A 22,578-nucleotide genomic window follows, 5' to 3' on the forward strand; every position below is an offset into this window, starting at 1 on the left:
TTGTCATCGATGATCCGGCCCCGAGGAGGTGAGCCTGACGGCACGCTGGTGGGGAGCGAGAGGTGAAGACCTCGGCAAGCGCCTCTCCGCTACGGGGGTGCCCGCCGGAGCCGCCCCGGGGCGCACGGCGGCTGTTCACCCTTGGGCTCACCTGGCGCGGAGGGCGGCGGGAGGGCGGGAGTGGCACCTCGCCCGCATCAGACCGAAACGGGCGAGGGGCGGATGCCGATGGCATCCGCCCCTCGAGAGAGATCCGATCTCAGTAGTGGACCGAGACCTCCGTGCCGCGGTAGGCCCAGTCGTAGAGCTCCTTGGCCTGCGGGATGGTCATGTTGATGCAGCCGTGGCTCATCGGGGTGCCGAAGTTGTTGTGCCAGTACGTGCCGTGGAAGCCCTCGTCGCCGTTGAAGTACGCGACCCAGGGGACGTCCTTCGTGCAGTAGTCGTAGCCCGGGACGCAGCCCATGTCCTGCATGGCGGTCTTCCAGCCGATGCGGAACTCGCCGGTGTGGGTGGCGTGATCGCCCGCGCCCGAAGAGATTGTATACGTGCGGTACACTTCGCCGTTCTGCCAGAGCGTCGTCGTCTGGGAGCTGAGGTTGACGTCGATGCGGCGCTCGGTCTTGACGGTCTCGAACGGCGCCTCGGCCACATCGAGCGCGTAGCGGCCGTTGCCCTCGGCCAGCTGCGCGGCGAACGCCGCGGCGATGCCGCCGGTGTCGGCGAGCGTGCGGCCGGTCTGGCCCTCGGTGATGGTGTGGATGACCTCTCCGCCGGTGTCGACGATGACGTCGGCCGTGACCGCGTCGCGGTTCACGGCGCCGGTGAGACCGTCGACGACGCCCTGGATGGCGGACTGGTCGGCCGAGATCGCGAAGTCCCCCGTGCCGTCGGGCGTGACGGTGAGCCAGGCGGCGGCGGTCGCGCGGTCGACGGGGACGGTGCGCTCCTCGCCGACGTAGAAGCCGACCGAATCGAGGATGCCGTTCAGGCTCGCGACAGCGGCATCGGCCTCTTCGGTCGAGACCGGGGCCTCGACGGGGACGAGGCCGGCTTCGACGGTGGTGGCCGCGGCGCCGTCGTCGAACGCGGACTGCAGGGCGGCGGTGACGACGGCGACGTCGATGCCCTCGCCGGCCTCGGCCGGGGTGGTGACGTACGCCTGCGAGCCGGCGTCGTAGGCCACGGTGGCGTCGACGGGTGCGCGGTAGGTGCCGGGGGCGAGGTCGCGCAGCGCGGCGGCCGCCTCGGCGGCGTCGACCTGCACCGCGACACCCGTGCCCTCGGGGAACCACGAGGCGGGCTTCCACATCGGGTTCTCGGCGAACGCCTTGTCGGCGAGGGCGGCGGCGTCGACCGTGGCGCCGAGCTCGGCTCCGGTGACGGTCACCTCGCCCGCGGGGCTGGCGACGGTGATCGCGGTCTGCGCGAGGCGCGTGTCGATGGCCTGCGCGGCGGCGCCCGCGGTGAGGCCGCCGATCTGCACGCCGGCGACCGAGGCGCCCGGGGCGATGAGCACGAGGGAGGCCGCGATGAGGGCTACGGCCGTGGCGCCGGCGGGGATGCCGATCCACAGGCCGGAGCGGTTCTTGCGCGTCGTGGGCTCGGGCGGAGCCCAGGCGTACGTCGCGCCGTCGGTGCCAGGTGCGCCGTCGGTCATGGTCAAACCCCCCGGGAAAGTCAGTCTTCCCATGCTAAAGGCGGAGGGTGCGAGACGGCCGAGAGCTGTATCACGGTCTGATCACGCCGCTGTCGCGTGGCGGCCGGGATGGCCGGGAACCGCGGGGGTCAGGGCGCGAAGACCTTGCCCGGGTTCAGGATGCCGAGCGGGTCGAACACGCGCGCAATGTCGCGCTGCAGACGCCACTGGTCGTCGCCGAGTTCGTCCGCCAGCCAGCGGCGCTTCAGGACGCCGATGCCGTGCTCGCCGGTGAGCGTGCCCCCGAGGGCGATCGCCGCGCGGAACAGCTCCTCGGCCGCCTGCCACACCACGGGCGGAACGTCGGGGCCGTCGAAGACGAAGTTCGGGTGCAGGTTGCCGTCTCCCGCGTGGGCGACGGCGGGGATGACGAGGCCGAACTCCCGCTCGATGCGCGCGATCTCGTCGAACATGTCGGGCAGCGCGCTGCGGGGCACCGAGACGTCTTCGATGAGGGTCGTGCCCAGGGTCTCCATCGCGGGGTGCATCGCGCGACGGACGGCGAGGAGGCCCTCGCCCTCGGCCGCGTCGGCGGCCACGGTCACGGACCCGCCCACGCCGCGGAGCACGTCGGCGATCGCGCGCGCCTCGTCGGCGGCGACCGGGCCGTCGGTCTGGATCGTCAGCTGCGCGGCACCGGGCGGGGGAGCGGGGAGGGAGAGCAGGCGGTGCGCGGCCGCGAGGCTCGTGGCATCCATCAGCTCCATGATCGCGGGCTGCACCCCGGATGCCGTCACGGCGGCGGAGGCGACCGCGGCGGCGCGCACGCCGTCGAAGAGCGCCGTGAGCGTGACGCGTTCGCCCTCGACCAGCCGGCGCAGCTTGAGCGTCGCGCCCACGACCACGCCCAGCGTGCCCTCGGAGCCGATCACGAGCGAGGTGAGGTCGAGCCCGGTGACGCCCTTGACGCTGCGGTGGCCGAGACGAAGGAGGCGTCCGTCGGCCAGCACCAGGTCGACCCCCAGCACCGCGTCGCGCACGACACCGTACTTCGCGCACAGCAGACCACCGGCGCCGGTGGCGATGTTGCCACCGACCGTCGAGATCGCGCGACTCGCGGGGTCGGGCGCCCACCACACCCCGTGCGGCTCGAGCTGCGCGTTGAGATCGGCGTTGAGGATGCCCGGCTCGACGACCGCGAGCAGGTCGTCGGCCCGTACCTCGACGAGGCGGTCCATCGCGCGTACCGACAGGCTGATCTCGCCGCCGCCGGTGTTGGCCCCGCCGGCGAGGCCCGTTCCGGCCCCTCGGGGGACGACGGGGGTCCGGGTGGACGTGGCGATGCGCAGGACGGCCTGCACGTCGGCGACGGACGCCGCATGCACCACCGCGAGCGGCCGGCCGTCGGCGGCGTGCCCGGATTTGTCGGCGCGGGCGGCGTCGAGGGAGGCGGGCGACGTGTCGACGCGCGCGCCGAGCTCCGCCCGGAGAAGCGCGACGACGTCGGTGCTCACGCCAGGCGCCGACGGCCGTTCAGGGCGCCGAAGGTGACGGCGATGACGGCGAAGCCCAGGCCGATCCACGCCTGGCCCATGCTCCACCAGGCGATGGTGGCCGCGGCGTAGACGAAGAGCTCGACGATCGCGCGGATGAAGGGGTGCACCGCGAGCACCGCGCGCGGCGAGACGAACAGCGCCCACACCAGGATCGCGAGGGCGGGGGCGCCGATGCCGGCGACGATGTTCCACGGCAGCGGCCACGCGGTGAAGCCCCAGATCGCCAGGGTGACGAAGGCGAAGAGGCCGCAGACGACGCTGCCGATCTCGACCGCCGACGGCCGCGGGCGCATACCGGGAGCGAGGGGCGCCTGCGCGCTGACGTTGGGGGAGTCGGTCACCCCGTCATTTTACGCGGGCCCCGCGCGTCGGCATCCGGTATCCCTCGGCGTCGAGCCGAGTGGGGAGGCCGCATCGCCGTCCGCCCCGGGTCTTCACCCTGTGGAGGACCTCCGGATGCCGGGACACGCGGGGCAGCGGCGGCTTTTCCCGCTACAGTGGCAGCGTCGCGACTGGCGTTGAGGTGGGCCACCACCGGGGAGCGACCGCTTGACGGTATTCGACCGCACGCCTGGGTCGATGCGGTATCTCCGCGGACTCGCCGAGTCCGCGGCATCCGGAACCATCGTCAAGGAGATCGCATGACCGATCCGTACTTCAACGCCCCCCTCTCCGAGGTCGACCCCGAGATCGCCGAGGTGCTCGAGCGCGAGCTGAACCGTCAGCGCGGATTCCTCGAGATGATCGCCTCGGAGAACTTCGTCCCCGTCTCGGTGCTGCAGTCGCAGGGCTCGGTGCTCACGAACAAGTACGCCGAGGGCTACCCCGGCCGTCGCTACTACGGGGGCTGCGAAGAGGTCGACGTCGCCGAGTCGCTCGCCATCGAGCGGGCCAAGGAGCTCTTCGGCGCCGGGTTCGCCAACGTGCAGCCCCACTCGGGAGCCTCGGCGAACGCCGCCGTGCTGCACGCGATCGCCCGCCCCGGCGACACCCTCCTCGGCCTCGCCCTCGACCAGGGTGGTCACCTGACCCACGGCATGAAGATCAACTTCTCGGGCCGCCTGTACGACATCGTCGCGTACGGCGTCGACCCCGAGACGAGCATCATCGACATGGACGAGGTGCGTCGCCTCGCCCTCGAGCACAAGCCGAAGGTCATCATCGCCGGCTGGTCGGCGTACCCGCGTCAGCTCGACTTCGCCGCCTTCCGCGCGATCGCCGACGAGGTGGGCGCTCTGCTGTGGGTCGACATGGCGCACTTCGCCGGTCTCGTCGCCGCGGGCGTGCACCCGAGCCCGATCCCGCACGCGCACGTCGTGTCGACCACGGTCCACAAGACGATCGGCGGCCCCCGCTCGGGCCTCATCCTCACCAACGACGCCGATCTGGCCAAGAAGATCAACACCGCGGTCTTCCCCGGCCAGCAGGGCGGACCGCTCATGCACGTCATCGCGGCGAAGGCGACCGCCTTCAAGCTCGCGATGACGCCGGAGTTCAAGGAGCGCCAGGAGCGCACGCTTCGCGGCGCCTCGATCCTCGCCGAGCGCCTCACCCAGGACGACGTCAGAAACGCCGGCATCGCCGTGCGTTCGGGCGGCACCGACGTGCACCTCGTGCTCGTCGACCTGCGCGAGGCCGAGATCGACGGCAAGCAGGCCGAAGACCTGCTGCACGAGATCCACATCACGGTCAACCGCAACGCGGTCCCCAACGACCCGCGCCCGCCGATGGTGACCTCGGGGCTGCGCATCGGAACCCCGGCGCTCGCGACCCGCGGCTTCGGCGACGCGGAGTTCACCGAGGTGGCCGACGTCATCGCCCTCGCGCTGATCCCCGGCGCCGACGTCGAGGCCCTGCGGGCGCGCGTCGCGAAGCTGACCGACGCCTTCCCGCTGTACCCCGACCTGAAGCAGTGAGTCGTGGCCGGGGCGGGGGTGCGCATGCGGCCTCGTCCCGGCATCCGGCACCGGGCGCGGCATCCGGATCGAGCGCGGTGATGCCGTTGCCGACGGAGACACGCATAAACGCGATTCGCGCGTGGAAACGCGGGGAGAGCGCGTTTATACGTGCGCACGGCGTTTTTGCGTGCCGGAATGCCCCGCCCCGGCATCCGGGGTCGGCGTCCCGATGGCGTCGACCGGGCTCCCGGCCCACCACCCACCTCGCATAAACGCGATTCGCTCGCAAAAAACGCGCGGAGAGCGCGTTTATGCGCGCGCACAGCGTTTATGCGTGCGGGGACGACCCCGCACAACCCGATCAACACCCAGGAAAGGGATGCCATGACGGCGATGATTCTCGACGGTAAGGCCGCGTCGGCGGCGATCAAGGACGAGCTCGCCGAGCGCGTGGCCGCACTGCGCGAGCGGGGGGTCGTCCCCGGCATCGCCACGGTGCTCGTGGGCGCCGATCCCGCCTCGCAGCTGTACGTCGGCATGAAGCACAAGCAGTCCGAGGCGATCGGCATGAACTCGATCCAGGTGGAGCTGCCGGACGAGGCGACGCAGGAGGAGGTCGAGACCGTCATCGACCGCCTCAACGCCGACCCCGCGTGCCACGGCTACATCGTGCAGCTGCCGCTGCCGAAGCACATCGACACCGACGCGGTCCTCGAGCGCATCGATCCCGCGAAGGATGCCGACGGCCTGCATCCCACGAACCTCGGGCGACTCGTGCTCAACGTCAACGCCCCCATCACCACGCCGCTGCCCTGCACGCCGCGCGGCGTGATCGAGCTGCTGCTGCGCAACGACTACGACCTGAAGGGCAAGGAGGTCGTGGTCGTGGGCCGCGGTGTCACGATCGGCCGCTCGATCGGCCTGCTGCTGACGCGCCGCGACATCAACGCGACCGTGACCCTCACGCACACCGGCACCGCCGACCTGTCGACGCACCTGCGCCAGGCCGACGTGATCGTCGCCGCCGCGGGCGTGAAGCACATCGTGCGCGCGGAAGACGTCAAGCCCGGCGCGGCGGTGCTCGACGTGGGCGTCACGCGCGAGATCGACCCCGAGACCGGCAAGGCCCGCGTCTACGGCGACGTGCACCCCGACGTCGCGGAGGTGGCCGGTTTCGTCTCACCCAACCCCGGCGGCGTGGGGCCGATGACCGTGGCGCTGCTCATGACGAATGTGGTCGAGGCGGCGGAGCGCGCGGCATCCGTCTGAGCCCGCGTCGGGTCTCCCGCGAGGCGGGGGCGGCGTTGCGCCACCGTCTGGCGGTGAACCAGGGCGTGCCGCCGGTTGAACAGACGGAGCGTCGCGCGCAATGGGGAGGCGCTCATCCGCTCGACGTGGGAAAGTTTGATCATGACTGAGTCCGTGCTGAACGATCTCCTCCGCCGCGTCACCGAGAGCGGCCTCCTCGACGACGCCCAGATCGACGAAGACAGCGTCATCGGCGCGGGTCATTTGGATGCCGCCGGCGTCGAGGTCGAGGTCGACCTCGACCCCGAGATCGACGACGAGGACGAGCCGGACCTCGACGCGATCATGGCCAACCTGAAAGACGTTCTCTCGGTGAGCGAGGATCGCTGGCGCGCGATCGTCGAAGAGGTCGCGAGCGACATCGAGGACGCCCTCGATGACGGCGAGCTCGACGCCGACGTGGATCTGCGCACCGACCTCGAGGCCATCGGCGTGGGTGTGTTCGCCGACGCCATCATCGTGGTGTTCGCGGGGCAGACGTCGTTCCCCGACGCCCTCGTGCACGTGCAGCTCACCCCCGAGCTCGACATCGAGGACATCGAGATCGTCGGCGACGACGATGAGGACGAGGACGACGACGAGGACTGACCCTCCCGACGACGAAAGGGGCCGAGCCGGATGGCTCGGCCCCTTTCGCGTTCCGCGGGGACTGGACCGGGCGACCGGTCAGGCGAGGGCGGTCAGACGATTGCGGCGCGGAGGGCGGCGGCGGCCGCGCCCACGTCGGGTGCGCTGTAGATCGCGCTGCCCGCGACGGCGACCTGCGCGCCCGCCTTCTGCACGTCGGCGATGCTGTCGACGTTCACACCGCCGGCGACCGAGAACGGCACGCCTGCCGCTTCTCCGTCGCGCAGCAGCGTCGCGAAGGTGAAGCCCTCCTCGGCCTGCTCGTCCAGACCCGCGTGCATCTCGACGAACTCGGCGCCGAGGGCGACGACCTCCTTCGCGCGCGCCGGCTTGTCGGCGACGCCGATGAGGTCGACGACGATGCCCTTGCCGTGCTCCTTCGCCGCGGTGACGGCGCCGGAGATCGTGCTGTCACCGGCGGAGCCGAGCACGGTGACGAGGTCGGCGCCGGCGCGGAAGGCCATGTCGGCCTCGAGCTCTCCGGCATCCATCGTCTTCAGGTCGGCGAAGACGATCTTGTCGGGGTGCGCCTGCTTGATCGCGGTGATCGCGGAGACGCCCGCGCTCTTGATGAGGGGCGTGCCGAGTTCGAGGATGTCGACGTGCGGGGCCGCGGCGGCGGCGAGCTCGAGAGCGGCCTCGGTGGAGAGGGTGTCCATGGCGAATTGAAGCTTCATGCGGGTGTGTCCTTACTTCTGGGGGAGGGGGAGGTCATTCGAGGTTCGCGTGGCGGGGCCACAGGTCGTCGGCTGAGAGCCCGGAGCGGCGCCAGAGGGCGTCGAAGATCGCGTCGCCGACCAGCACCACGCCCTGCTCGAACAGCCCGCCCGCGTACTGGGTCGAGGCCGTCGCCGAGCGGTCGAGCTTCGCCGCGGCCGGAACGATGACGAGGGCGTCGGTCGCGCGGGCGAGGGGCGAATCGGGAGCGGTGGTGATCCCCACGACGCGGGCCCCGACCTCGGCGGCCGTGTCGGCTGCCCGCACGATGCTGCTCGTGGTGCCGGATCCGCTCGCCGTGAGCAGCGCGTCGCCCGCGCGGATCGCCGGGGTGGTGGTCTCGCCGACGACGTGCACGTCCAGGCCGAGGTGCATGAGGCGCATCGCCGTCATGCGCAGCGCCAGGCCCGAGCGGCCGGCGCCGAAGACGAAGACGCGATCGGCGGCGGTGAGCACGTCGAGCACGGGATCGAGGGCACCGGGCCGCGTCGCGAGGTGCTCGACGACCGCGGTCAGCTCCCCGGCGATGCGGGTCAGGGAGGTCTCGACCGTGGGGGTCTCGTCTGCGCTCATCCCCCTATGCTGCGCCCGCACGGCGTCGATCGTCGCCGGTCCACGGCACGGGCGTACCTACCCGAACGGGTAGGTAGAGGGTGTCGACTAGGGTGGGCGGATGACCGAGCCACTCGACCCGTCGTCGGCCGCCTCGCGCGCACTGGCGACCGAACACGAGCGCGTCGTCGCCGAGCAGGCCGACCGGCACGCCGTGACGCTGGAGTCGGTGCTCGCGATCCTGCGCTCGTCTCGGCTCGACGACCGCGCGGCGCGCACCCTCGCGACCGAGACGGCCGCGGCGGCGCTGGTGGTGCTGCGCACCTCGACCGACCGTCAGCGCAGCAGCCTGCTGGAACCGGTGACCGGAGCGTTCGCGCGGCTGCGCAGCGATCTGCGGCCCCTGGTGCGGCACAGCGACCTCGACGTGCAGTTCGTGGAGCCGCCGACCACGGGTCGAGCCCTACCCGGAGAGGTGGCGCACGAGGCGCGCGCGATCGTGCGCAGCGCCGTCCTGGCCCTGCTCGATCGGGGGACGCCGCAGCGCGTCCGCATCCAGTGGGACTGCGACGGCCTCAACCTGCTCATCGGCATCCGCGACGACGGGGAGGGACGACTCACGACCCACGATGACTCGCTCCGGCCCATCGTGGAGCGGGTGAGTGCCCTGAACGGGGCTTTCGACGTCGACTCGACGCCGGGGTGGGGCTCCCAGCTCACGGTGACCCTGCCGTTGGATCCGCCCCCGCGACCCGAGGTGCTCGACGAGGCGGTCGACCTCAGCCCCCGCGAGAGCGAGGTGCTGAGCCTGATCATCACCGGTTCGCGCAATCGCGCGATCGCCCAGCAGCTGGGGATCAGCGAGAACACCGCGAAGTTCCACGTGTCGAACCTGCTGCGCAAGGCCGGGGTGTCCACGCGCGCGGAGCTCGTGGCGCGCGGAACGGCGCGCTGACCACGCCCGCGAGCGCGGAGCCGCGCACGCTCGGCGTGGTCCGCGCGTGTGCGCGACGCTCAGTAGCTGTCGCGCCGCGGGGCGTCGCTCTCGACGCGCGCGGTGACGAAGCGCGACGCCAGCGCCTCCGATGCGCGGGCGAGCAGGGCGACGTCGGCGCCCACCGCGACGAAGTCCGCGCCGGCGTCGAGGTAGGCCTCGGCCACCGCGGGATCGAAGGCGTTCACGCCGACCGGGGTGCCGGCATCCTTCGCCGCGGCGAAGACGGCGTGCACGGCGGCGACGACGTCGGGATGCGACTGCTGACCCAGGAGTCCCATCGACGCCGACAGATCGGACGGGCCGACGAAGACGGCATCCACCCCCTCGACGGCGGCGATGTCTGCGGCGGCGGCGACGCCGGCCGCGGTCTCGATCTGCACGGTGAGCGAGACGTGATCCGCGGCGGCGGCGAGGTAGTCGTCGACACGATTCCAGCGGGCGCTGCGGGCCAGGGCGCTGCCCACGCCGCGCACGCCCGCGGGCGGGTAGCGGGTGGCCGCGACGGCGGCGCGCGCCTCGTCGGCGGAGGAGACCATGGGCACGATGAGGTTCTGCGCGCCGAGGTCGAGCACCCGCTTGATCGTCACCGGATCGTTCCCCGGCACGCGCACGACCGGGGCGACCGGGTACGCCGCGGCCACCTGCAGCTGCAGGAGCACGGTCTCGAGCGAGGTGGCCGAGTGCTCCATGTCGATGAGCAGCCAGTCCAGCCCCGAGCCCGCGGCGATCTCGGTGGCGACGGCGCTGCCGGAGCACACCCACATGCCAGCGAGAGGACGATCGGATGCCGCCAGCGCGGCCCGGAAGGTCGGGGTCAGACGAAGCGGCACGAGATCGTTCCCATCGGTCCGTAGTCGCAGAGCACGTCGTCGCCCTGCGACACCCACATCGGGCGCGTGAACGATCCTGCCAGGATGACCTCGCCCGCCTCCAGGCGCGCGCCGTGCTGGGCGAACTTGTTCGCGAGCCACGCGACGCCGGTGGCGGGGTGGCCGAGCACGCCCGCGGCGACGCCGGTCTCCTCGATCTCGCCGTTGCGGCTGAGCACGCCCGGCACCCAGCGTAGGTCGATCTCGTCGGGGCGCCGGCGCTGGTCACCGAGCACCATCGCCCCGTAGGCGGCGTTGTCGCTGATGGTGTCGACGATCGTGCGCCCCTCGAGCTCGATGTGCGAGTTCAGCACCTCGAGGGCGGGCGCGGCGTAGTCGATCGCGGCGAGGGCGTCGTCCAGCGTGCAATCGGGTCCCTCCAGCGGTGTGCGCAGCACGAAGGCCAGCTCGACCTCGACGCGCACGTTCGAGAAGAGCGCGACGGGGATCTCATCGCCCGAGCGGTAGACGGTGTCGTCGAACATGACGCCGTAGTCGGGTTCGGTGATGCCCGTCGCCTGCTGCATCGCCTTGGAGGTCAGGCCGATCTTCCGCCCCACCAGCGTGCGACCCGCGGCGAGCTGCGTGTCGCGCCAGCGGCCCTGGATGCGGTACGAGTCGTCGACCGTGGCATCCGGGTACCGCGCGGTGATGCGCGGGATGACCGCGTGCGTGCGGTCGGCCTCGGCGAGCTCGGCCGCGATCGCGTCGATCTGTTCGTCGGTGAGCATGGGTGTCCTTTCGGGTTGCGGCGGTCCGTGCGGACATGACGCAGGAGATCTGCTGCGGGGCAGAGGTACCGATGACGTCTCCCGCGGGGGCGTGGTCGGATTTCCTGCGTTGTGTCCGGCGGGGCGGCGGTCAGAGCTGGTTGCCGAGCTTGAACTCGCCGGAACCGGATGCCGCAGCACCGGCGCCGGCGGCGGCCTCTTCCGGGGCGCGGGTGTAGCTGAAGCCGTCGGCGCCGATCGTGACCGCCATCTCACTGGAGTCCTCGCGGGCGCGGACCGGCTGCGGGATGCCGTCGAGATCGAGGACGAGCGAGCCCTCGGTGTACCAGCTGGGAACCACCGGGTTGCCCCACCAGTCGCGGCGCTGGTTGTCGTGCACGTCCCAGGTGATGACGGGGTTGTCGGGGTCGCCGGTGTAGTAGTCCTGCGTGTAGATCTCGACGCGGTGGCCGTCGGGGTCGCGCAGGTACAGGTAGAACGCGTTCGAGACGCCGTGACGGCCGGGGCCGCGCTCGATGGCATCCGATCGGCGGAGGGCGCCGAGCTTGTCGCAGATGGCGAGGATGTTGTGCTTCTCGTGCGTGGCGAAGCACACGTGGTGCATGCGCGGACCGTCGCCGCCGGTCATGGCGGTGTCGTGCACGGTGGGCTTGCGGCGCATCCACGCGGCGTAGACGGTGCCCTCCTCGTCTTGGATGTCCTCGGTGACGCGGAAGCCGAGCGCCTGCATGAAGTTCACCGCGCGGGGCACGTCGGGGGTGATCTGGTTGAAGTGGTCGAGGCGCACGAGCTCACCGGGGGAGTGCAGGTCGTAGCGCCACGACAGGCGCTCCTGGTGCTCGGTGTCGAAGAAGAACTCGTAGGGGAAGCCGAGCGGGTCGACCACGCGCACCGAGTCGCCGATGCCCTTCGTGAAGCCGCCCGGCTCTCGGCGCACGTCGCAACCGAGCTCGGTGTAGAACGCCACGGCCCTGTCGAGGTCGTCGGCCGAGCGCACGCGGTACGAGAACGCCGCGACGGCGGCCACCGCTCCCTGGCGCAGCACGAGGTTGTGGTGGATGAACTCCTCCGTGGAGCGGAGGTAGATCGCCTCGTCGTCCTCCTCGGTGACGTGAAGTCCCAGCACGTCGACGTAGAAGACACGGGATGCCGCCAGGTCGGTGACCACGAGCTCCATGTAGGCGCAGCGCAGGATGTCGGGCGCGGGGGAGGAGGGCGTCGGGATCGGGTTCTCGGAGACGATGGGGGCCTCCTGGGTCACCCAGAATCCGGACGAGGTCTTCTGTTCTTCGGTGTGCTGTGCCATGCGTTCGCGTCCTTGCGTGTGTGTCGGCGTCGGTGGGTCGGGCGGGCTCAGTGGGCCTGGGCCTTGCCGAAGGTGGGGTTGTGGGCACCGCCGAGCGTGATGTGCACGGCCTGCTGGTCGGTGTAGAAGTCGATCGAGCGGTAGCCGCCCTCGTGGCCGAGGCCCGAGGCCTTGACCCCGCCGAAGGGGGTGCGCAGGTCGCGGACGTTGTTGGAGTTCAGCCACACCATCCCGGCCTCGACGTTCTGGGCGAACAGGTGAGCGCGCTTCAGGTCGTTCGTCCAGACGTAGGCGGCGAGGCCGTATCGGGTGTCGTTCGCGAGGGCGAGCGCCTCGGCATCCGTGTCGAAGGGCGTGATCGCCACGACCGGGCCGAAGATCTCCTCCTGGAAGATGCGGGCGTCGGGGGCGACGTCGGCGAACACGGTGGGCCGCACGAAGTTGCCCTCGTCGAAGCCCTCGGGGCGGCCGCCGCCGGCGACCAGACGCCCCTCGGTCTTGCCGAGCTCGACGTACGACATGACCTTGGCGTAGTGCTCGGGGTGCACGAGCGCACCGACCTCGGTCGCGGGGTCGTCGGGGAAGCCGACGCTCACGCGGTCGGCCTGGGCGGCGTAGCGCGCGACGAAGTCGTCGTAGACCGACCGCTCCACGAGGATGCGGCTGCCCGCCGTGCAGCGCTCGCCGTTGAGCGAGAAGACGCCGAAGATGGTCGCGTCGATCGCGGCGTCGAGGTCGGCGTCGGCGAAGACGATCGCGGGGCTCTTGCCGCCGAGCTCCATCGACAGGCCCTTCAAGAAGGGCGCGGCGTTGGCGAAGATCAGCTGCCCGGTCGAGCTCTCTCCGGTGAAGGAGATGAGCGGCACGTCGGGGTGCTTCACGAGCGCGTCGCCGGCGTCTTCGCCGAGGCCGTTGACGAGGTTGAACACGCCCTCGGGCAGCCCCGCCTCCTCGAAGATCCCGGCCCAGAGCGACGCCGACAGCGGAGTGAACTCGGCGGGCTTGAGCACGACGGTGTTGCCGGTGGCCAGAGCCGGGCCCAGCTTCCACGACTCGAGCATGAACGGGGTGTTCCACGGCGTGATGAGACCCGCGACCCCGATGGGCTTGCGGTTGACGTAGTTGAGCTGGCGGCCGGGCACCTTGAAGGCGTCGTCGGTCTGGGCCACGATCAGGTCGGCGAAGAACCGGAAGTTCTCGGCCGCGCGCCGGGCCTGACCCAGCGCCTGGGTGATGGGCAGCCCGGAGTCGAACGACTCGAGCTCGGCGAGGCGCTCGTCGCGCGACTCGACGAGGTCGGCGATGCGGTGCAGCACCCGCGAGCGCTCGCGGGGGAGCATGCGCGGCCACGGGCCCTCGGTGAACGCCTTCCGGGCCGCGGCGACGGCCAGGTCGACGTCGGCCTTCTTGCCGGCGGCCGCGCGCAGGTAGGTCCGGTTCGTGACCGGATCGAGCACGTCGAACGTGTCGCCGTCGACCGAGTCGACGAACGCGCCGCCGATGTAGTGCTGGATGCGATCGGGCAGATCGGCCGGGATGCGGCGGGCGGTGCTGAGCGGGGTGGTCATGCGGGCTCCTTCGGTGGAGGGGATGGATGCCGGTTCCCAGCGCGCGAGGACGGCGACGTCGTCGGCGCGCGGGGTGGATGGCATCCGGAATCAGAAAGCGGGGAGGCCGAGCACCTGGTCGGGGTGCTCGTGGATCATGTAGGCGTCGAGGGTGGCGGAGCGGTGGCGGCGCGAGACCTTCTCGATCTCGGCGAGCGGAGCCCCGGTCTCGATGAGCACGAGGATGTTCTCGTGCTCGCGCACCGACTCGGCGGCGCGACCGGGGACGAAGCTGAACGTGGAGTCGCGCAGGTGCCCGAGGCGGGCCCACTCGGCTCGCACCAGCTCGAGCATGCGCGGGTTCGCGCACTTCTCGAACAGGATCGCGTGGAATTCCTGGTTCAACGCCGTGAAGGCCCGCGGGTCGAAGTGCTCGAGGGTCTCGACCATCAGGTCGTTGACCTGGCGGGCGCGGCGCACGTCGTCGGTGGTGAGCGCGCGCGCCGACAGGGCGGTGGCCGCCCCCTCGAGCAGGCTCAGGGCCTGCATGCTGAAGCGGTAGGCCGTGTCGTCGACCATCGACACGCGGGCACCCACGTTGCGCTCGAACATCACCAGGCCCTCGGCCTCGAGCTGGCGGATCGCCTCGCGCACGGGCACGACGCTCATGTCGAGCTCACCGGCGATCGTGCCGAGCACGAGGCGGTAGCCGGGGGTGAACTCCTGCGAGGCGATGCGGTCCTTGATCCAGCGGTACGCCTGCTGCGACTTGCTCTGGCTCGTCGCGGGCGCGGTCGCGGGTGCAATTGCGGTTGCGGTTGCGGGGGCGGGGCGGGCGGCGGACGGCGCGACGGGGGATCCGGTCGCGGTCACCGGGGTCTCGGCATCCATCACGCGTTCCTCTCGCTCTCGAAGCGGGCGCGCCAGGCGGCGTTCATCGGGAAGAGGCCCTCGACGGGGTGACCGGATGCCACCTGGCGGGCGACCCAGGCGTCCTCCTCCTCCTGCGCGAGGGCGGCGTCGGCCACCTCCACGGCCAGGGCCGGCGGCAGGACGATCACGCCGTCGCCGTCGCCCACGAGGATGTCGCCGGGCTCGACGGTGGTGCCGCCGCAGCCCACGGCCACGTCGGTCTCCCACGGCACGTGTCGGCGGCCGAGGACGGCCGGGTGCGGGCCCGCGGTGAACACCGGGATGCCGACCGCGGCCACGGCCTCGGCGTCGCGGACGCCGCCGTCGGTGACGATCGCCGCGGCCCCCCGCGCGTGGGCGCGGATCGCGAGGATGTCGCCGAGCGTTCCCGAGCCGCGCTCGCCGCGGGCCTCTATGACCAGGACTTCACCCTCCTCCACCGCGTCGAAGGCGCGTTTCTGGGCGTTCTGGCCGCCGCCGCGCGCGGCGAAGAGGTCTTCGCGGTGGGGGAGGAAGCGGAGCGTGCGGGCGGTGCCGACGAAGCGGCTGCCGGGGGTGAGGGCGTGCACGCCGTCGACGGTCACGTCGTTCAGGCCGCGCTTGCGGAGCTGCCCGCTGAGGGCGGCGACGGGGACGCGCGAGAGCTTGTCGCGCAGCTCGGGCGTGAGGGCCGAGCCGGCGGCATCCGCCGCGAGGACAGGGGATCCGGCGAGAACAGGGCGTTCTGTGTCGGGGCGTCCTGTTTCGGCGTGATCGCCTGTTTTCGGCGCCGCGTGCGGTGCGGTGCTCGGCGTGAGGTGCGGCGCGGCCGGGCGGGCGGCATCCGCCGCGAGGACAGGGGATCCGGCGAGAACAGGGGGTTCTGCGGCGGGGCGTCCTGTTTCGGCGTGATCGCCTGTTTTCGGCGCGGCGTGCGGCGCCGCGTGCGGTGCGGTGCGCGGCGCGGACGGGGCAGCCGGGGCGACTGCGGCGGCCTCCGGCGAGCCCCACGCCTCGACGCGCTGGGTGTCGTCGGCCGCGGGGAGCGAGCCGACCTCGGGGTCGAACGACCGGTGGCCCTGGGTCACCGTGGTGCGCAGGCGACCGGTCGAGAGGGTGCCGACATCCACCTGCACCTCGACGACCTGGCCGGGGGTGACCACGGAGGAACCCGCGGGGGTGCCGGTGAGGATGACGTCGCCCGTCTCGAGGGTGAAGTGCTGGGAGAGGTCGGCGACGATCTGCGCGAGGGGGAAGAGCAGACCCGCGGTGGTGTCGTCCTGCACCAGCTCGCCGTCGACCCACGTGCGCAGGCGCAGGGCCGCGGGGTCGACCGCGCGCGCGTCGAGAAGCGCGGGGCCGAGGGGTGTGTAGCCGTCGCCGCCCTTGGAGCGCACGTTCGAGCCCTTGTCGTTCGCGCGGAGGTCGTAGAGACCGAAGTCGTTCGCGGCGGTGACGGATGCCACGTGGGCCCACGCGGCATCCGGGGTCACCCACCGGGCGGGCTCGCCGATGACGAGCGCGATCTCTCCCTCGAACGCCAGGAGTTCGGTGCCCGCGGGGCGCACGATCTCAGCGCCGGAGGGGGCGAGCGAGCTCGACGGCTTGAAGAAGTACGAGGGGGCCGCGGGGCGGCGACCGCGCTGGTCGGCGCGGGAACCGTAGGAGAGGTGGACGGCCACGATCTTGCCGGGCCGCGTGCCGAGGGCGGCGAACCGGGGGTCGGTGTCGGTCATGGATGCTCCCTTGCGTCGTATTTGAAATCGTATACGATGACGAACGGCCCGGCAACACGCGCTTCGTCACCGACGACGACGTCCGGGGCCACGACGATGACGTCTCGAAGGAGCCCCCCCATGTCCCGTTCCCAACCGTCGGGTTTCACGCCGACCGGCACCATCTCGACCTCCGCCGATCGCCGCCGCGTGGTCTTCGCCACGGTGGTCGGCACCACCGTCGAGTGGTACGACTTCTTCCTCTACGCCTCCGCCGCCGGTCTGGTGTTCGGGCAGCTGTTCTTCGCCCCGGCCGGCCCCGGTATCGCGCAGATCCTGTCGTTCCTGACGGTGGGTCTGAGCTTCCTGTTCCGGCCCCTCGGTGCGTTCCTGGCCGGCCACCTCGGCGACAAGTACGGCCGCCGCGTCGTGCTGATGATCACGCTGATCTTGATGGGCGCCTCGACGACCCTGATCGGCGTGCTGCCGACCTACGAGGTGATCGGCGTCGCGGCTCCCGTGCTGCTGATCCTGCTGCGCGTGCTGCAGGGCATCTCGGCCGGTGGGGAGTGGGGAGGTGCGGTGCTCATGGCCGTCGAGCACGCCCCCAAGACCAAGCGCAGCCTCTTCGGCGCCTCGCCGCAGCTCGGCGTGCCCCTGGGCCTGCTGCTCGCGAGCGGCATGCTCGGCCTCATGGCCGTGGTCGCCCCCGGTGACGCCTTCCTCGCGTGGGGCTGGCGGGTGCCGTTCCTGCTGTCGTTCGTGCTGATCCTCATCGGCTTCTATGTGCGGCGCAAGGTCGAGGAGAGCCCGGTGTTCGTCGAGCTCGCCGAGCGCAAGGAGAAGACGCGGATGCCGATCGTGCAGCTGTTCCGCACGCACGCGCTGCTCGTGCTCATCGCCGCGTTCGTGTTCGCCGGCAACAACGCCGTCGGGTACATGACCACCGGCGGGTACATCCAGCGCTACGCGACCAACCCCGACGGCCCGGTGGGCCTGGCGACCGCTGACGTGCTCGGCGCCGTGACGATCTCGGCGGTGTCGTGGCTCGTCTTCACGTGGATCGGCGGGTGGATCGGCGACGTCATCGGCCGACGCACCACCTACCTCGTCGGCTGGGCGGCGCTGCTGGTGGGCGTGTTCCTGTTGTTCCCGCTCGTGAACACCGCGAACATCGCCCTGCTCACCCTCGGCCTCGTCGTGCTGACCGTGGGCCTCGGTCTCACCTACGGACCCCAGGCCGCGCTGTACGCCGAGCTGTTCCCGGCATCCATCCGCTTCTCGGGGGTGTCGATCTCGTACGCGCTCGGCGCGATCCTGGGCGGCGCGTTCGCCCCGACGATCGCCGAGGCGCTGGTCAAGGCGACCGGGTCGACGACCGCGGTCACCTGGTACCTCGCGGGCATGGTCGTGCTCGGCGCGATCGCCACTCTGCTGCTGCGCGACCGCAGCGGCATCCCGCTCGGTCCCGACCACGAGGCCGAGCAGACGGTCAGCCCGGTGCGGGGACTGTCGAAGGTCTGAGTCGCGGGTTGAGCGGCCCCGTCGCACTCTGGTGCGGCGGGGCCGTTCGTCTACGCTCACGCGCGATCAGCGGGCGGCGATCTCCTCCCAGAACGGCGCCACCACGGCCGCGCTCACGCGCAGGTCGAGCATGAGGAACCGCCGGTCCTCCACCCCGCGGGCGACCCAGGATGCCAGGGCCTCGAGGTCGTCGACGGACTCGACCACCACGCCCTCGGCGCCGAATCCGCGCGCGACGGCGGCGAAGTCGACCTGGGGGATGAGCATGGGGTCGGGGTGCAGACCCTTCACACCGTAGTTGAGCACCTCGGCGCCGTACTGCGCGTCGTTCCAGACCACGGCGATGCCGCGGCCCCCGGCGACCCGGATCGCCGTCTCGAGGTCGGCGAGGGCCATCAGGCCGCCGCCGTCCCCGGTTGTGAGCACGATCGTCGAGTCGGGGCGGGCGACCGCGGCGCCCGGGACGCTTGGGAAGCCGAGGCCGATCGACTGGTAGGCCGTCCCGACCATGATCATGCGGTCGGGCGAGGCCACCGGCCAGTACATGTTCGACCAGCCGAGGAAGTGCCCGCCGTCGGAGACGACGACCCGGTCCTCCGGCAGCAGCTCCGCGATGCGCGCGGCCGCCGTGCGCGGATCGAGGCGTCCGTCGGGGCCGTGGCCGTGCCCCTCGGGCTGGCGCCGTGCCGCGACGAGGTCGAGGCCGCGTCCCCACGACGAGGGGGTCGCCCCGCGATCGCGCAGACGGCGCCCGATCTCGGCGGCGACGTCGGCGGCATCGCCTCGCACGTACCCGCCTATGTGCGGGTGCGTCGCGGTCGGCGCGAGGTCGACCTGGAAGACGCGCGTGCCGGGGGCGAAGAGCTCGCCGAAGCGCATCGTGAACTGGTTCAGTCCCGCACCGAAGACGACGGCGACATCGGCCCGACGCACGAGCTCCATCGCGCCGGGCGCGCCGAAGCCGCCCGCCACGCCGAGGTCGCGTGCGGGGTCGGAGAACAGGCCGCGGCCCAGGGCGCTGGTGGTGGTGAGGGCGCCGGTCAGAGCGGCGATGTCGTCGAGGGCGGCGCCCGCCCCGGAGAGCCACGCGCCGCGTCCGCCGAGCAGCAGCGGCCGCTCCGCGGTGGCCAAGGCGTGGGCGATCTGGTCGATGACCGCGTCGGCGTAGGCGCCGAGAGGCGGGTGCTCCGGCGTCACCTGAGGCTCGGCGCCGGGGGCCGTGGCATCCGGGATCGGTCCGGCCTCACGGGTCGCGACGTCGTACGGGATGCCGATGACCACGGGAAGGCGATAGGTGAGGGCGTGCTCGATCGCGATGACGATCGTCGCCGCCGCGTCGCGGTGGCCGACCGTGTAGGTACGCGCGCCGACCGCCGCGGCGAGGGCGATCTGATCGACGCCCCACGGCCGGGGGCCCGAGGTCGGCTCATCGCCCACGATCAGCACGAGCGGCGTGCGCGCCTGCACGGCCTCCGCCAGCGCGGTGAGGGTGTTGGTGAAGCCCGCGCCGTAGGTCGCGGTGGCGGCGGCGAGGCGTCCGCAGGCGCGATAGTGCGCGTCGGCGGCGACGACCCCGGCCGCTTCGTGCCGCACGGCGACGAAGCCCGAGCCGGTGTCGCGCCCGAGCGCGTCGAGGAAGTAGGCGTTGCCGTTGCCCATGACGCCGAAGACGGTGTCGATGTGGCGGGCGAGGGTGTGCGCGACGTGCGCGGAGACGGTGGGCATGACGAAGAGGGCCTTTCGAGACGAACGGGATGGATGCCGTATGTGTCTCGCGGTGGACTCCGCTACGTGCCCTTTTTTCGAGCAGCGACGCACGACCTCGTGCGCCTGACGGGATTGAGTATAGGGGCGCGAGTCGCCACTTTTCGTCGCTTCCGCGGATGGTGACGCGACGAATTCCGACGACTCGCGCGGGGGAGGCGGTGGTCAGAGCGCCCGGCTGATCGCCGTAGCCGCAGCCGCAAGCCGCTCCGCGATCACGGCGTCGTCCAGATCGCTGCTCACGTGAACCGCCGCCACCGCCGCGGGCTCGCGACCCTGCACCGACAACGGCACGGCGACCGCGCGCAGCGACGGGACGACCTCGTCGTGACTCGTCGCCCACCCGCGTTCGGCGGTCTCGGCAACCTCGGCGGCGAGCCGGGCGTCGACGTCGTCGGCCCACCTCCGCGGCGGCAGTTGCGCGAGGATCGCGCGTCCCGGGGCTCCCCGGGTGACCGGATGCCGCGCCCCCGGCCGTTGCGCCACGGTGGTCACCGCGTGTCGCGGCTCGACGCTCGTGAGCGTCACGCACTCCTCGTGGTCCAGGACCACGAGGAAGCACGTCATGCCGAGGTCGTTCGCCGCCGCGGTGAGTTCGGGAAGGGCCTCGGCCTGGAGGTCGGCCGCCACGCCGGCGGCGAGGGCGGCGAGGCCCGTGCCCAGGCGCACGGCGCCCGCGGCATCCCGCGAGACGAGACCGTGGTCTTCGAGCGTGCGCAGCAGGCGATAGGCGACCGAGCGGTGCAGCCCGACGCGGGCGGCGAGGTCGTCGATCGAGAGGGAGGTGCGGGCGTGGGCGAGCTCTTCGAGCAGGCGGATGCCGCGGCTCAGCGTCTGCGAGGCGGGGGAGGAGTCTTGCCGTGCGGGCATGGAGCGGCTAGCCTCTCGTTCGATAGCAGAACGCTGTGTTCGAATATAGAATAACAAGTCTGCCTAGGCAACCCCGACATCGACGTCAGGAGAAACGATGCAGTTCCACCACCACGGCTACGTCTCGGGCGATCCGCGCGTGCAGAACGCCGCGGGCACCGGCCTCGACCGGCCCGAGCGTCTTCCCGACGAGGTCGACGTGCTCATCGTCGGCTCGGGACCCGCCGGCATGCTGCTGGCCGCGCAGATGTCGCAATTCCCCCAGCTCACCACGCGCCTCATCGAGAAGCGCGAGGGGCGTCTGCCGCTGGGTCAGGCCGACGGCATCCAGCCCCGCAGCGTCGAGACGTTCCAGGCGTTCGGCTTCGCCGACCGCATCACCGCCGAGGCCTACAACATCGGCTGGATGAACTTCTGGGCGCCCGACCCCGAGGACCCCGACCGGATCGTGCGCACGACCCGCACGGAGGACTACGGCCTCAAGATCAGCGAGTTCCCGCACCTCATCGTCAACCAGGCGCGCGTGCTCGACTACTTCGCCGAGGCGGCGGCCCATGGACCCGCCCGCATCGCTCCCGACTACGGCGTCGAGTTCCTCGGGCTCACGGTGCACGACGATGACGTCGAGGTGCGCGTGGCGGATGCCACGGGGGAGCGCACCATCCGCGCACGGTACGTGGTGGGATGCGACGGTGCCCGCAGCGGCGTGCGCCAGGCGATCGGCCGCACGCACGTCGGCGCCGCCGCCCGCCACGCGTGGGGCGTGATGGACGTGCTGGTGGAGACCGACTTCCCCGACTGGCGCATCAAGTGCGCGATCAATGCGGCGGCGGGAAACATTCTGCACATCCCGCGCGAGGGCGGGTACCTCAGCCGCATGTACATCGACCTGGGCGAGGTGGCGGCGGACGACGACCACCGCGTGCGACAGACCCCGATCGAGGAGGTCATCCGGCGGGCGAACGAGATCCTGCGCCCGTACTCGATCGACGTGAAGCAGGTCGCCTGGCACAGCGTCTACGAGGTGGGGCACCGGGTGACCGACCAGTTCGTCGACGACCTCGACAGCCCGCGGGTCTTCCTCACCGGAGACGCGTGCCACACCCACAGCGCGAAGGCCGGGCAGGGCATGAACGTCTCGATGCAGGACGGCTTCAACCTCGGCTGGAAGCTGGGCCACGTGCTCACCGGTCTCGCGCCCGCCACGCTCCTGCGCACCTACGACGACGAGCGTCGTCCGGTCGCCCAGCAACTCATCGACTTCGACCGCGAGTGGTCGTCGCTCATGGCGCGAAAGCCCGGCGAGATCACCGACCCCGACGAACTCGCGACGTACTACCTCGCCACCGCGGAGTTCCCCTCCGGCTTCGGGACGCGGTACGCGCCCTCGGCCCTGATCTCCGACGCGCCCGCGCAGGAGCTGGCATCCGGCTTCCCCGTCGGGCGGCGCTTCCACAGCGTCGAGGTGGTGCGGGTGTGCGACGGCAACGCCGTGCACCTCGGTCATCACGCGAAGGCCGACGGGCGCTGGAGGATCTACGCCTTCGCGGATGCCGACGGCTCGGCGCTGCGGGAGTGGGCCGACGCCGCGCTCCCGATCGTCGAGCGCTTCACTCCCGCCGGGGCCGACCTCGACGCGGTGTTCGATGCGAAGGCGATCTTCCCCGGACGCTGGGAGGACGTCGTCGACGTGCCCGCGCTCTTCCGCCCGCGCTCGGGACCGCTGGGGCTCACCGACCTCGAGAAGGTGTTCGCCGCCGCGCCCTCGGCGTGGACGAGCGCCGACATCTTCGCCGAGCGCGGCATCGGGGCCGAGGGGGCGGTGGTGCTCGTGCGCCCTGACCAGTACGTGGCGCACGTGCTGCCGCTGACCGACCCGGCCGGCCTCGAGCGCTTCCTCGCCGGAACGATGGCCGACCCGGTCGCCGCCGCGGCGCGATGAGCTCCCCCCCGCGGCCCTGCCCGGCCCGGCCGGCGCGGCCCTGTTCGGCGCGGCCTTGCCTTGCGCGGCTTCGGCCGACGCGGCCTGCGCGGCCTTGCCTTGCGCGGCTTCGACCGGTGGGGCCG

19 protein-coding genes and 1 riboswitch are annotated in these 22,578 nt (G+C 71.8%); of the genes, 6 read left to right on the top strand and 13 right to left on the bottom strand.

Features of this window, described 5'->3' with window-relative positions; genetic code table 11:
- Nucleotides 1-259: 259 nt before the first annotated feature.
- The 3 genes from ACK4LS_RS09360 to ACK4LS_RS09370 form a co-directional block, all read right to left on the bottom strand.
- Nucleotides 260-1,660, bottom strand: coding sequence for a L,D-transpeptidase family protein (locus ACK4LS_RS09360; protein WP_409716417.1), 1,401 nt, complete (start codon nt 1,658-1,660; stop codon nt 260-262).
- 128 nt (nt 1,661-1,788) lie between these two features.
- The gene (locus ACK4LS_RS09365) at nt 1,789-3,153 is read right to left on the bottom strand and encodes an FAD-binding oxidoreductase (RefSeq protein WP_409716419.1); all 1,365 of its coding nucleotides are present in this window, start codon (nt 3,151-3,153) and stop codon (nt 1,789-1,791) included.
- Nucleotides 3,150-3,536, bottom strand: a complete 387-nt coding sequence (locus ACK4LS_RS09370; RefSeq protein ID WP_409716421.1) for a YrdB family protein — start codon at nt 3,534-3,536, stop codon at nt 3,150-3,152. The genes ACK4LS_RS09365 and ACK4LS_RS09370 overlap by 4 nt, the downstream gene beginning before the upstream one ends.
- 157 nt (nt 3,537-3,693) lie before the next feature.
- A riboswitch (ZMP/ZTP riboswitch) is annotated at nt 3,694-3,779 on the top strand.
- Between the two features lie 57 nt (nt 3,780-3,836).
- On the opposite strand from ACK4LS_RS09370, the gene glyA reads away from it, so the two are divergent.
- From glyA to ACK4LS_RS09385, 3 genes are all read left to right on the top strand, one after another.
- Entirely contained in the window at nt 3,837-5,111 is a 1,275-nt protein-coding gene (gene glyA, locus ACK4LS_RS09375) for a serine hydroxymethyltransferase (protein ID WP_409716423.1), read from the top strand.
- 366 nt (nt 5,112-5,477) lie between these two features.
- Nucleotides 5,478-6,362, top strand: coding sequence for a bifunctional methylenetetrahydrofolate dehydrogenase/methenyltetrahydrofolate cyclohydrolase (locus ACK4LS_RS09380; protein WP_409716425.1), 885 nt, complete (start codon nt 5,478-5,480; stop codon nt 6,360-6,362).
- Between the two features lie 141 nt (nt 6,363-6,503).
- A complete protein-coding gene (locus ACK4LS_RS09385; protein WP_409716427.1) occupies nt 6,504-6,989 on the top strand; it encodes a cytochrome C5 in 486 nt (161 codons plus the stop codon).
- Between the two features lie 92 nt (nt 6,990-7,081).
- Here ACK4LS_RS09385 and hxlA read toward each other — a convergent pair whose 3' ends face one another.
- Together hxlA and hxlB are read right to left on the bottom strand one after the other, a co-directional pair.
- Nucleotides 7,082-7,705: a 3-hexulose-6-phosphate synthase gene (gene hxlA, locus ACK4LS_RS09390; protein ID WP_409716429.1), complete on the bottom strand. Its 624-nt coding sequence runs from the start codon at nt 7,703-7,705 to the stop codon at nt 7,082-7,084.
- A 34-nt stretch (nt 7,706-7,739) separates the two neighbouring features.
- Complete coding sequence (gene hxlB / locus ACK4LS_RS09395; RefSeq protein ID WP_409716431.1) at nt 7,740-8,318, bottom strand: 6-phospho-3-hexuloisomerase; 579 nt, start codon at nt 8,316-8,318, stop codon at nt 7,740-7,742.
- 100 nt (nt 8,319-8,418) lie between these two features.
- Between hxlB and ACK4LS_RS09400 the strand changes: the two genes are divergently transcribed.
- On the top strand, nt 8,419-9,252 hold the full coding sequence (locus tag ACK4LS_RS09400; RefSeq protein WP_409716433.1) for a LuxR C-terminal-related transcriptional regulator: 834 nt from the start codon (nt 8,419-8,421) through the stop codon (nt 9,250-9,252).
- Nucleotides 9,253-9,311: 59 nt separating this feature from the next.
- Here ACK4LS_RS09400 and ACK4LS_RS09405 read toward each other — a convergent pair whose 3' ends face one another.
- The 6 genes from ACK4LS_RS09405 to ACK4LS_RS09430 all read right to left on the bottom strand — a co-directional run bounded on the left by ACK4LS_RS09405 (nt 9,312) and on the right by ACK4LS_RS09430 (nt 16,374).
- Nucleotides 9,312-10,124 carry an aldolase/citrate lyase family protein gene (locus tag ACK4LS_RS09405; RefSeq protein ID WP_409716435.1) on the bottom strand — a complete coding sequence of 271 codons (813 nt, stop codon included), beginning with the start codon at nt 10,122-10,124 and terminating at the stop codon, nt 9,312-9,314.
- On the bottom strand, nt 10,109-10,894 hold the full coding sequence (locus tag ACK4LS_RS09410) for a fumarylacetoacetate hydrolase family protein (protein ID WP_409716437.1): 786 nt from the start codon (nt 10,892-10,894) through the stop codon (nt 10,109-10,111). Before ACK4LS_RS09410 ends, ACK4LS_RS09405 begins: the two co-directional genes overlap by 16 nt.
- 130 nt (nt 10,895-11,024) lie before the next feature.
- On the bottom strand, nt 11,025-12,200 hold the full coding sequence (hpaD, locus tag ACK4LS_RS09415; RefSeq protein WP_409716439.1) for a 3,4-dihydroxyphenylacetate 2,3-dioxygenase: 1,176 nt from the start codon (nt 12,198-12,200) through the stop codon (nt 11,025-11,027).
- 47 nt (nt 12,201-12,247) lie between these two features.
- Nucleotides 12,248-13,768: a 5-carboxymethyl-2-hydroxymuconate semialdehyde dehydrogenase gene (gene hpaE / locus ACK4LS_RS09420; RefSeq protein WP_409716452.1), complete on the bottom strand. Its 1,521-nt coding sequence runs from the start codon at nt 13,766-13,768 to the stop codon at nt 12,248-12,250.
- 90 nt (nt 13,769-13,858) lie between these two features.
- Nucleotides 13,859-14,638 (bottom strand): GntR family transcriptional regulator, encoded by a 780-nt coding sequence (locus tag ACK4LS_RS09425; RefSeq protein ID WP_409716441.1) that lies wholly within the window; start codon nt 14,636-14,638, stop codon nt 13,859-13,861.
- Nucleotides 14,638-16,374, bottom strand: coding sequence for a fumarylacetoacetate hydrolase family protein (locus ACK4LS_RS09430; RefSeq protein ID WP_409716443.1), 1,737 nt, complete (start codon nt 16,372-16,374; stop codon nt 14,638-14,640). The genes ACK4LS_RS09425 and ACK4LS_RS09430 overlap by 1 nt, the downstream gene beginning before the upstream one ends.
- A gap of 120 nt (nt 16,375-16,494) precedes the next feature.
- On the opposite strand from ACK4LS_RS09430, the gene ACK4LS_RS09435 reads away from it, so the two are divergent.
- Nucleotides 16,495-17,877, top strand: coding sequence for an MFS transporter (locus tag ACK4LS_RS09435; RefSeq protein WP_409716445.1), 1,383 nt, complete (start codon nt 16,495-16,497; stop codon nt 17,875-17,877).
- A 66-nt stretch (nt 17,878-17,943) separates the two neighbouring features.
- On the opposite strand, the gene ACK4LS_RS09440 is transcribed toward ACK4LS_RS09435, so the two are convergent.
- A complete protein-coding gene (locus tag ACK4LS_RS09440; RefSeq protein WP_409716447.1) occupies nt 17,944-19,602 on the bottom strand; it encodes a thiamine pyrophosphate-binding protein in 1,659 nt (552 codons plus the stop codon).
- 204 nt (nt 19,603-19,806) lie between these two features.
- Nucleotides 19,807-20,511, bottom strand: coding sequence for an IclR family transcriptional regulator (locus tag ACK4LS_RS09445; RefSeq protein WP_409716448.1), 705 nt, complete (start codon nt 20,509-20,511; stop codon nt 19,807-19,809).
- A 97-nt stretch (nt 20,512-20,608) separates the two neighbouring features.
- On the opposite strand from ACK4LS_RS09445, the gene ACK4LS_RS09450 reads away from it, so the two are divergent.
- Entirely contained in the window at nt 20,609-22,453 is a 1,845-nt protein-coding gene (locus tag ACK4LS_RS09450; RefSeq protein ID WP_409716450.1) for an FAD-dependent monooxygenase, read from the top strand.
- Nucleotides 22,454-22,578 lie beyond the last annotated feature (125 nt).

It is taken from the genome of Microbacterium sp., from assembly GCF_046295495.1.
Taxonomy (GTDB): domain Bacteria; phylum Actinomycetota; class Actinomycetes; order Actinomycetales; family Microbacteriaceae; genus Microbacterium.

Bases quoted from the DNA above. Each gene is read 5' to 3' on its own strand.
- ACK4LS_RS09450 (WP_409716450.1), top strand. From the start codon at position 20,609: ATGCAGTTCCACCACCACGGCTACGTCTCGGGCGATCCGCGCGTGCAG.
- ACK4LS_RS09385 (WP_409716427.1), top strand. From the start codon at position 6,504: ATGACTGAGTCCGTGCTGAACGATCTCCTCCGCCGCGTCACCGAGAGC.
- ACK4LS_RS09440 (WP_409716447.1), bottom strand. From the start codon at position 19,602: ATGCCCACCGTCTCCGCGCACGTCGCGCACACCCTCGCCCGCCACATC.
- ACK4LS_RS09445 (WP_409716448.1), bottom strand. From the start codon at position 20,511: ATGCCCGCACGGCAAGACTCCTCCCCCGCCTCGCAGACGCTGAGCCGC.
- ACK4LS_RS09410 (WP_409716437.1), bottom strand. From the start codon at position 10,894: ATGCTCACCGACGAACAGATCGACGCGATCGCGGCCGAGCTCGCCGAG.
- ACK4LS_RS09380 (WP_409716425.1), top strand. From the start codon at position 5,478: ATGACGGCGATGATTCTCGACGGTAAGGCCGCGTCGGCGGCGATCAAG.
- ACK4LS_RS09360 (WP_409716417.1), bottom strand. From the start codon at position 1,660: ATGACCGACGGCGCACCTGGCACCGACGGCGCGACGTACGCCTGGGCT.
- hpaE (WP_409716452.1), bottom strand. From the start codon at position 13,768: ATGACCACCCCGCTCAGCACCGCCCGCCGCATCCCGGCCGATCTGCCC.
- ACK4LS_RS09425 (WP_409716441.1), bottom strand. From the start codon at position 14,638: ATGGATGCCGAGACCCCGGTGACCGCGACCGGATCCCCCGTCGCGCCG.
- ACK4LS_RS09400 (WP_409716433.1), top strand. From the start codon at position 8,419: ATGACCGAGCCACTCGACCCGTCGTCGGCCGCCTCGCGCGCACTGGCG.
- hxlA (WP_409716429.1), bottom strand. From the start codon at position 7,705: ATGAAGCTTCAATTCGCCATGGACACCCTCTCCACCGAGGCCGCTCTC.
- ACK4LS_RS09435 (WP_409716445.1), top strand. From the start codon at position 16,495: ATGTCCCGTTCCCAACCGTCGGGTTTCACGCCGACCGGCACCATCTCG.
- glyA (WP_409716423.1), top strand. From the start codon at position 3,837: ATGACCGATCCGTACTTCAACGCCCCCCTCTCCGAGGTCGACCCCGAG.
- hpaD (WP_409716439.1), bottom strand. From the start codon at position 12,200: ATGGCACAGCACACCGAAGAACAGAAGACCTCGTCCGGATTCTGGGTG.
- ACK4LS_RS09430 (WP_409716443.1), bottom strand. From the start codon at position 16,374: ATGACCGACACCGACCCCCGGTTCGCCGCCCTCGGCACGCGGCCCGGC.
- hxlB (WP_409716431.1), bottom strand. From the start codon at position 8,318: ATGAGCGCAGACGAGACCCCCACGGTCGAGACCTCCCTGACCCGCATC.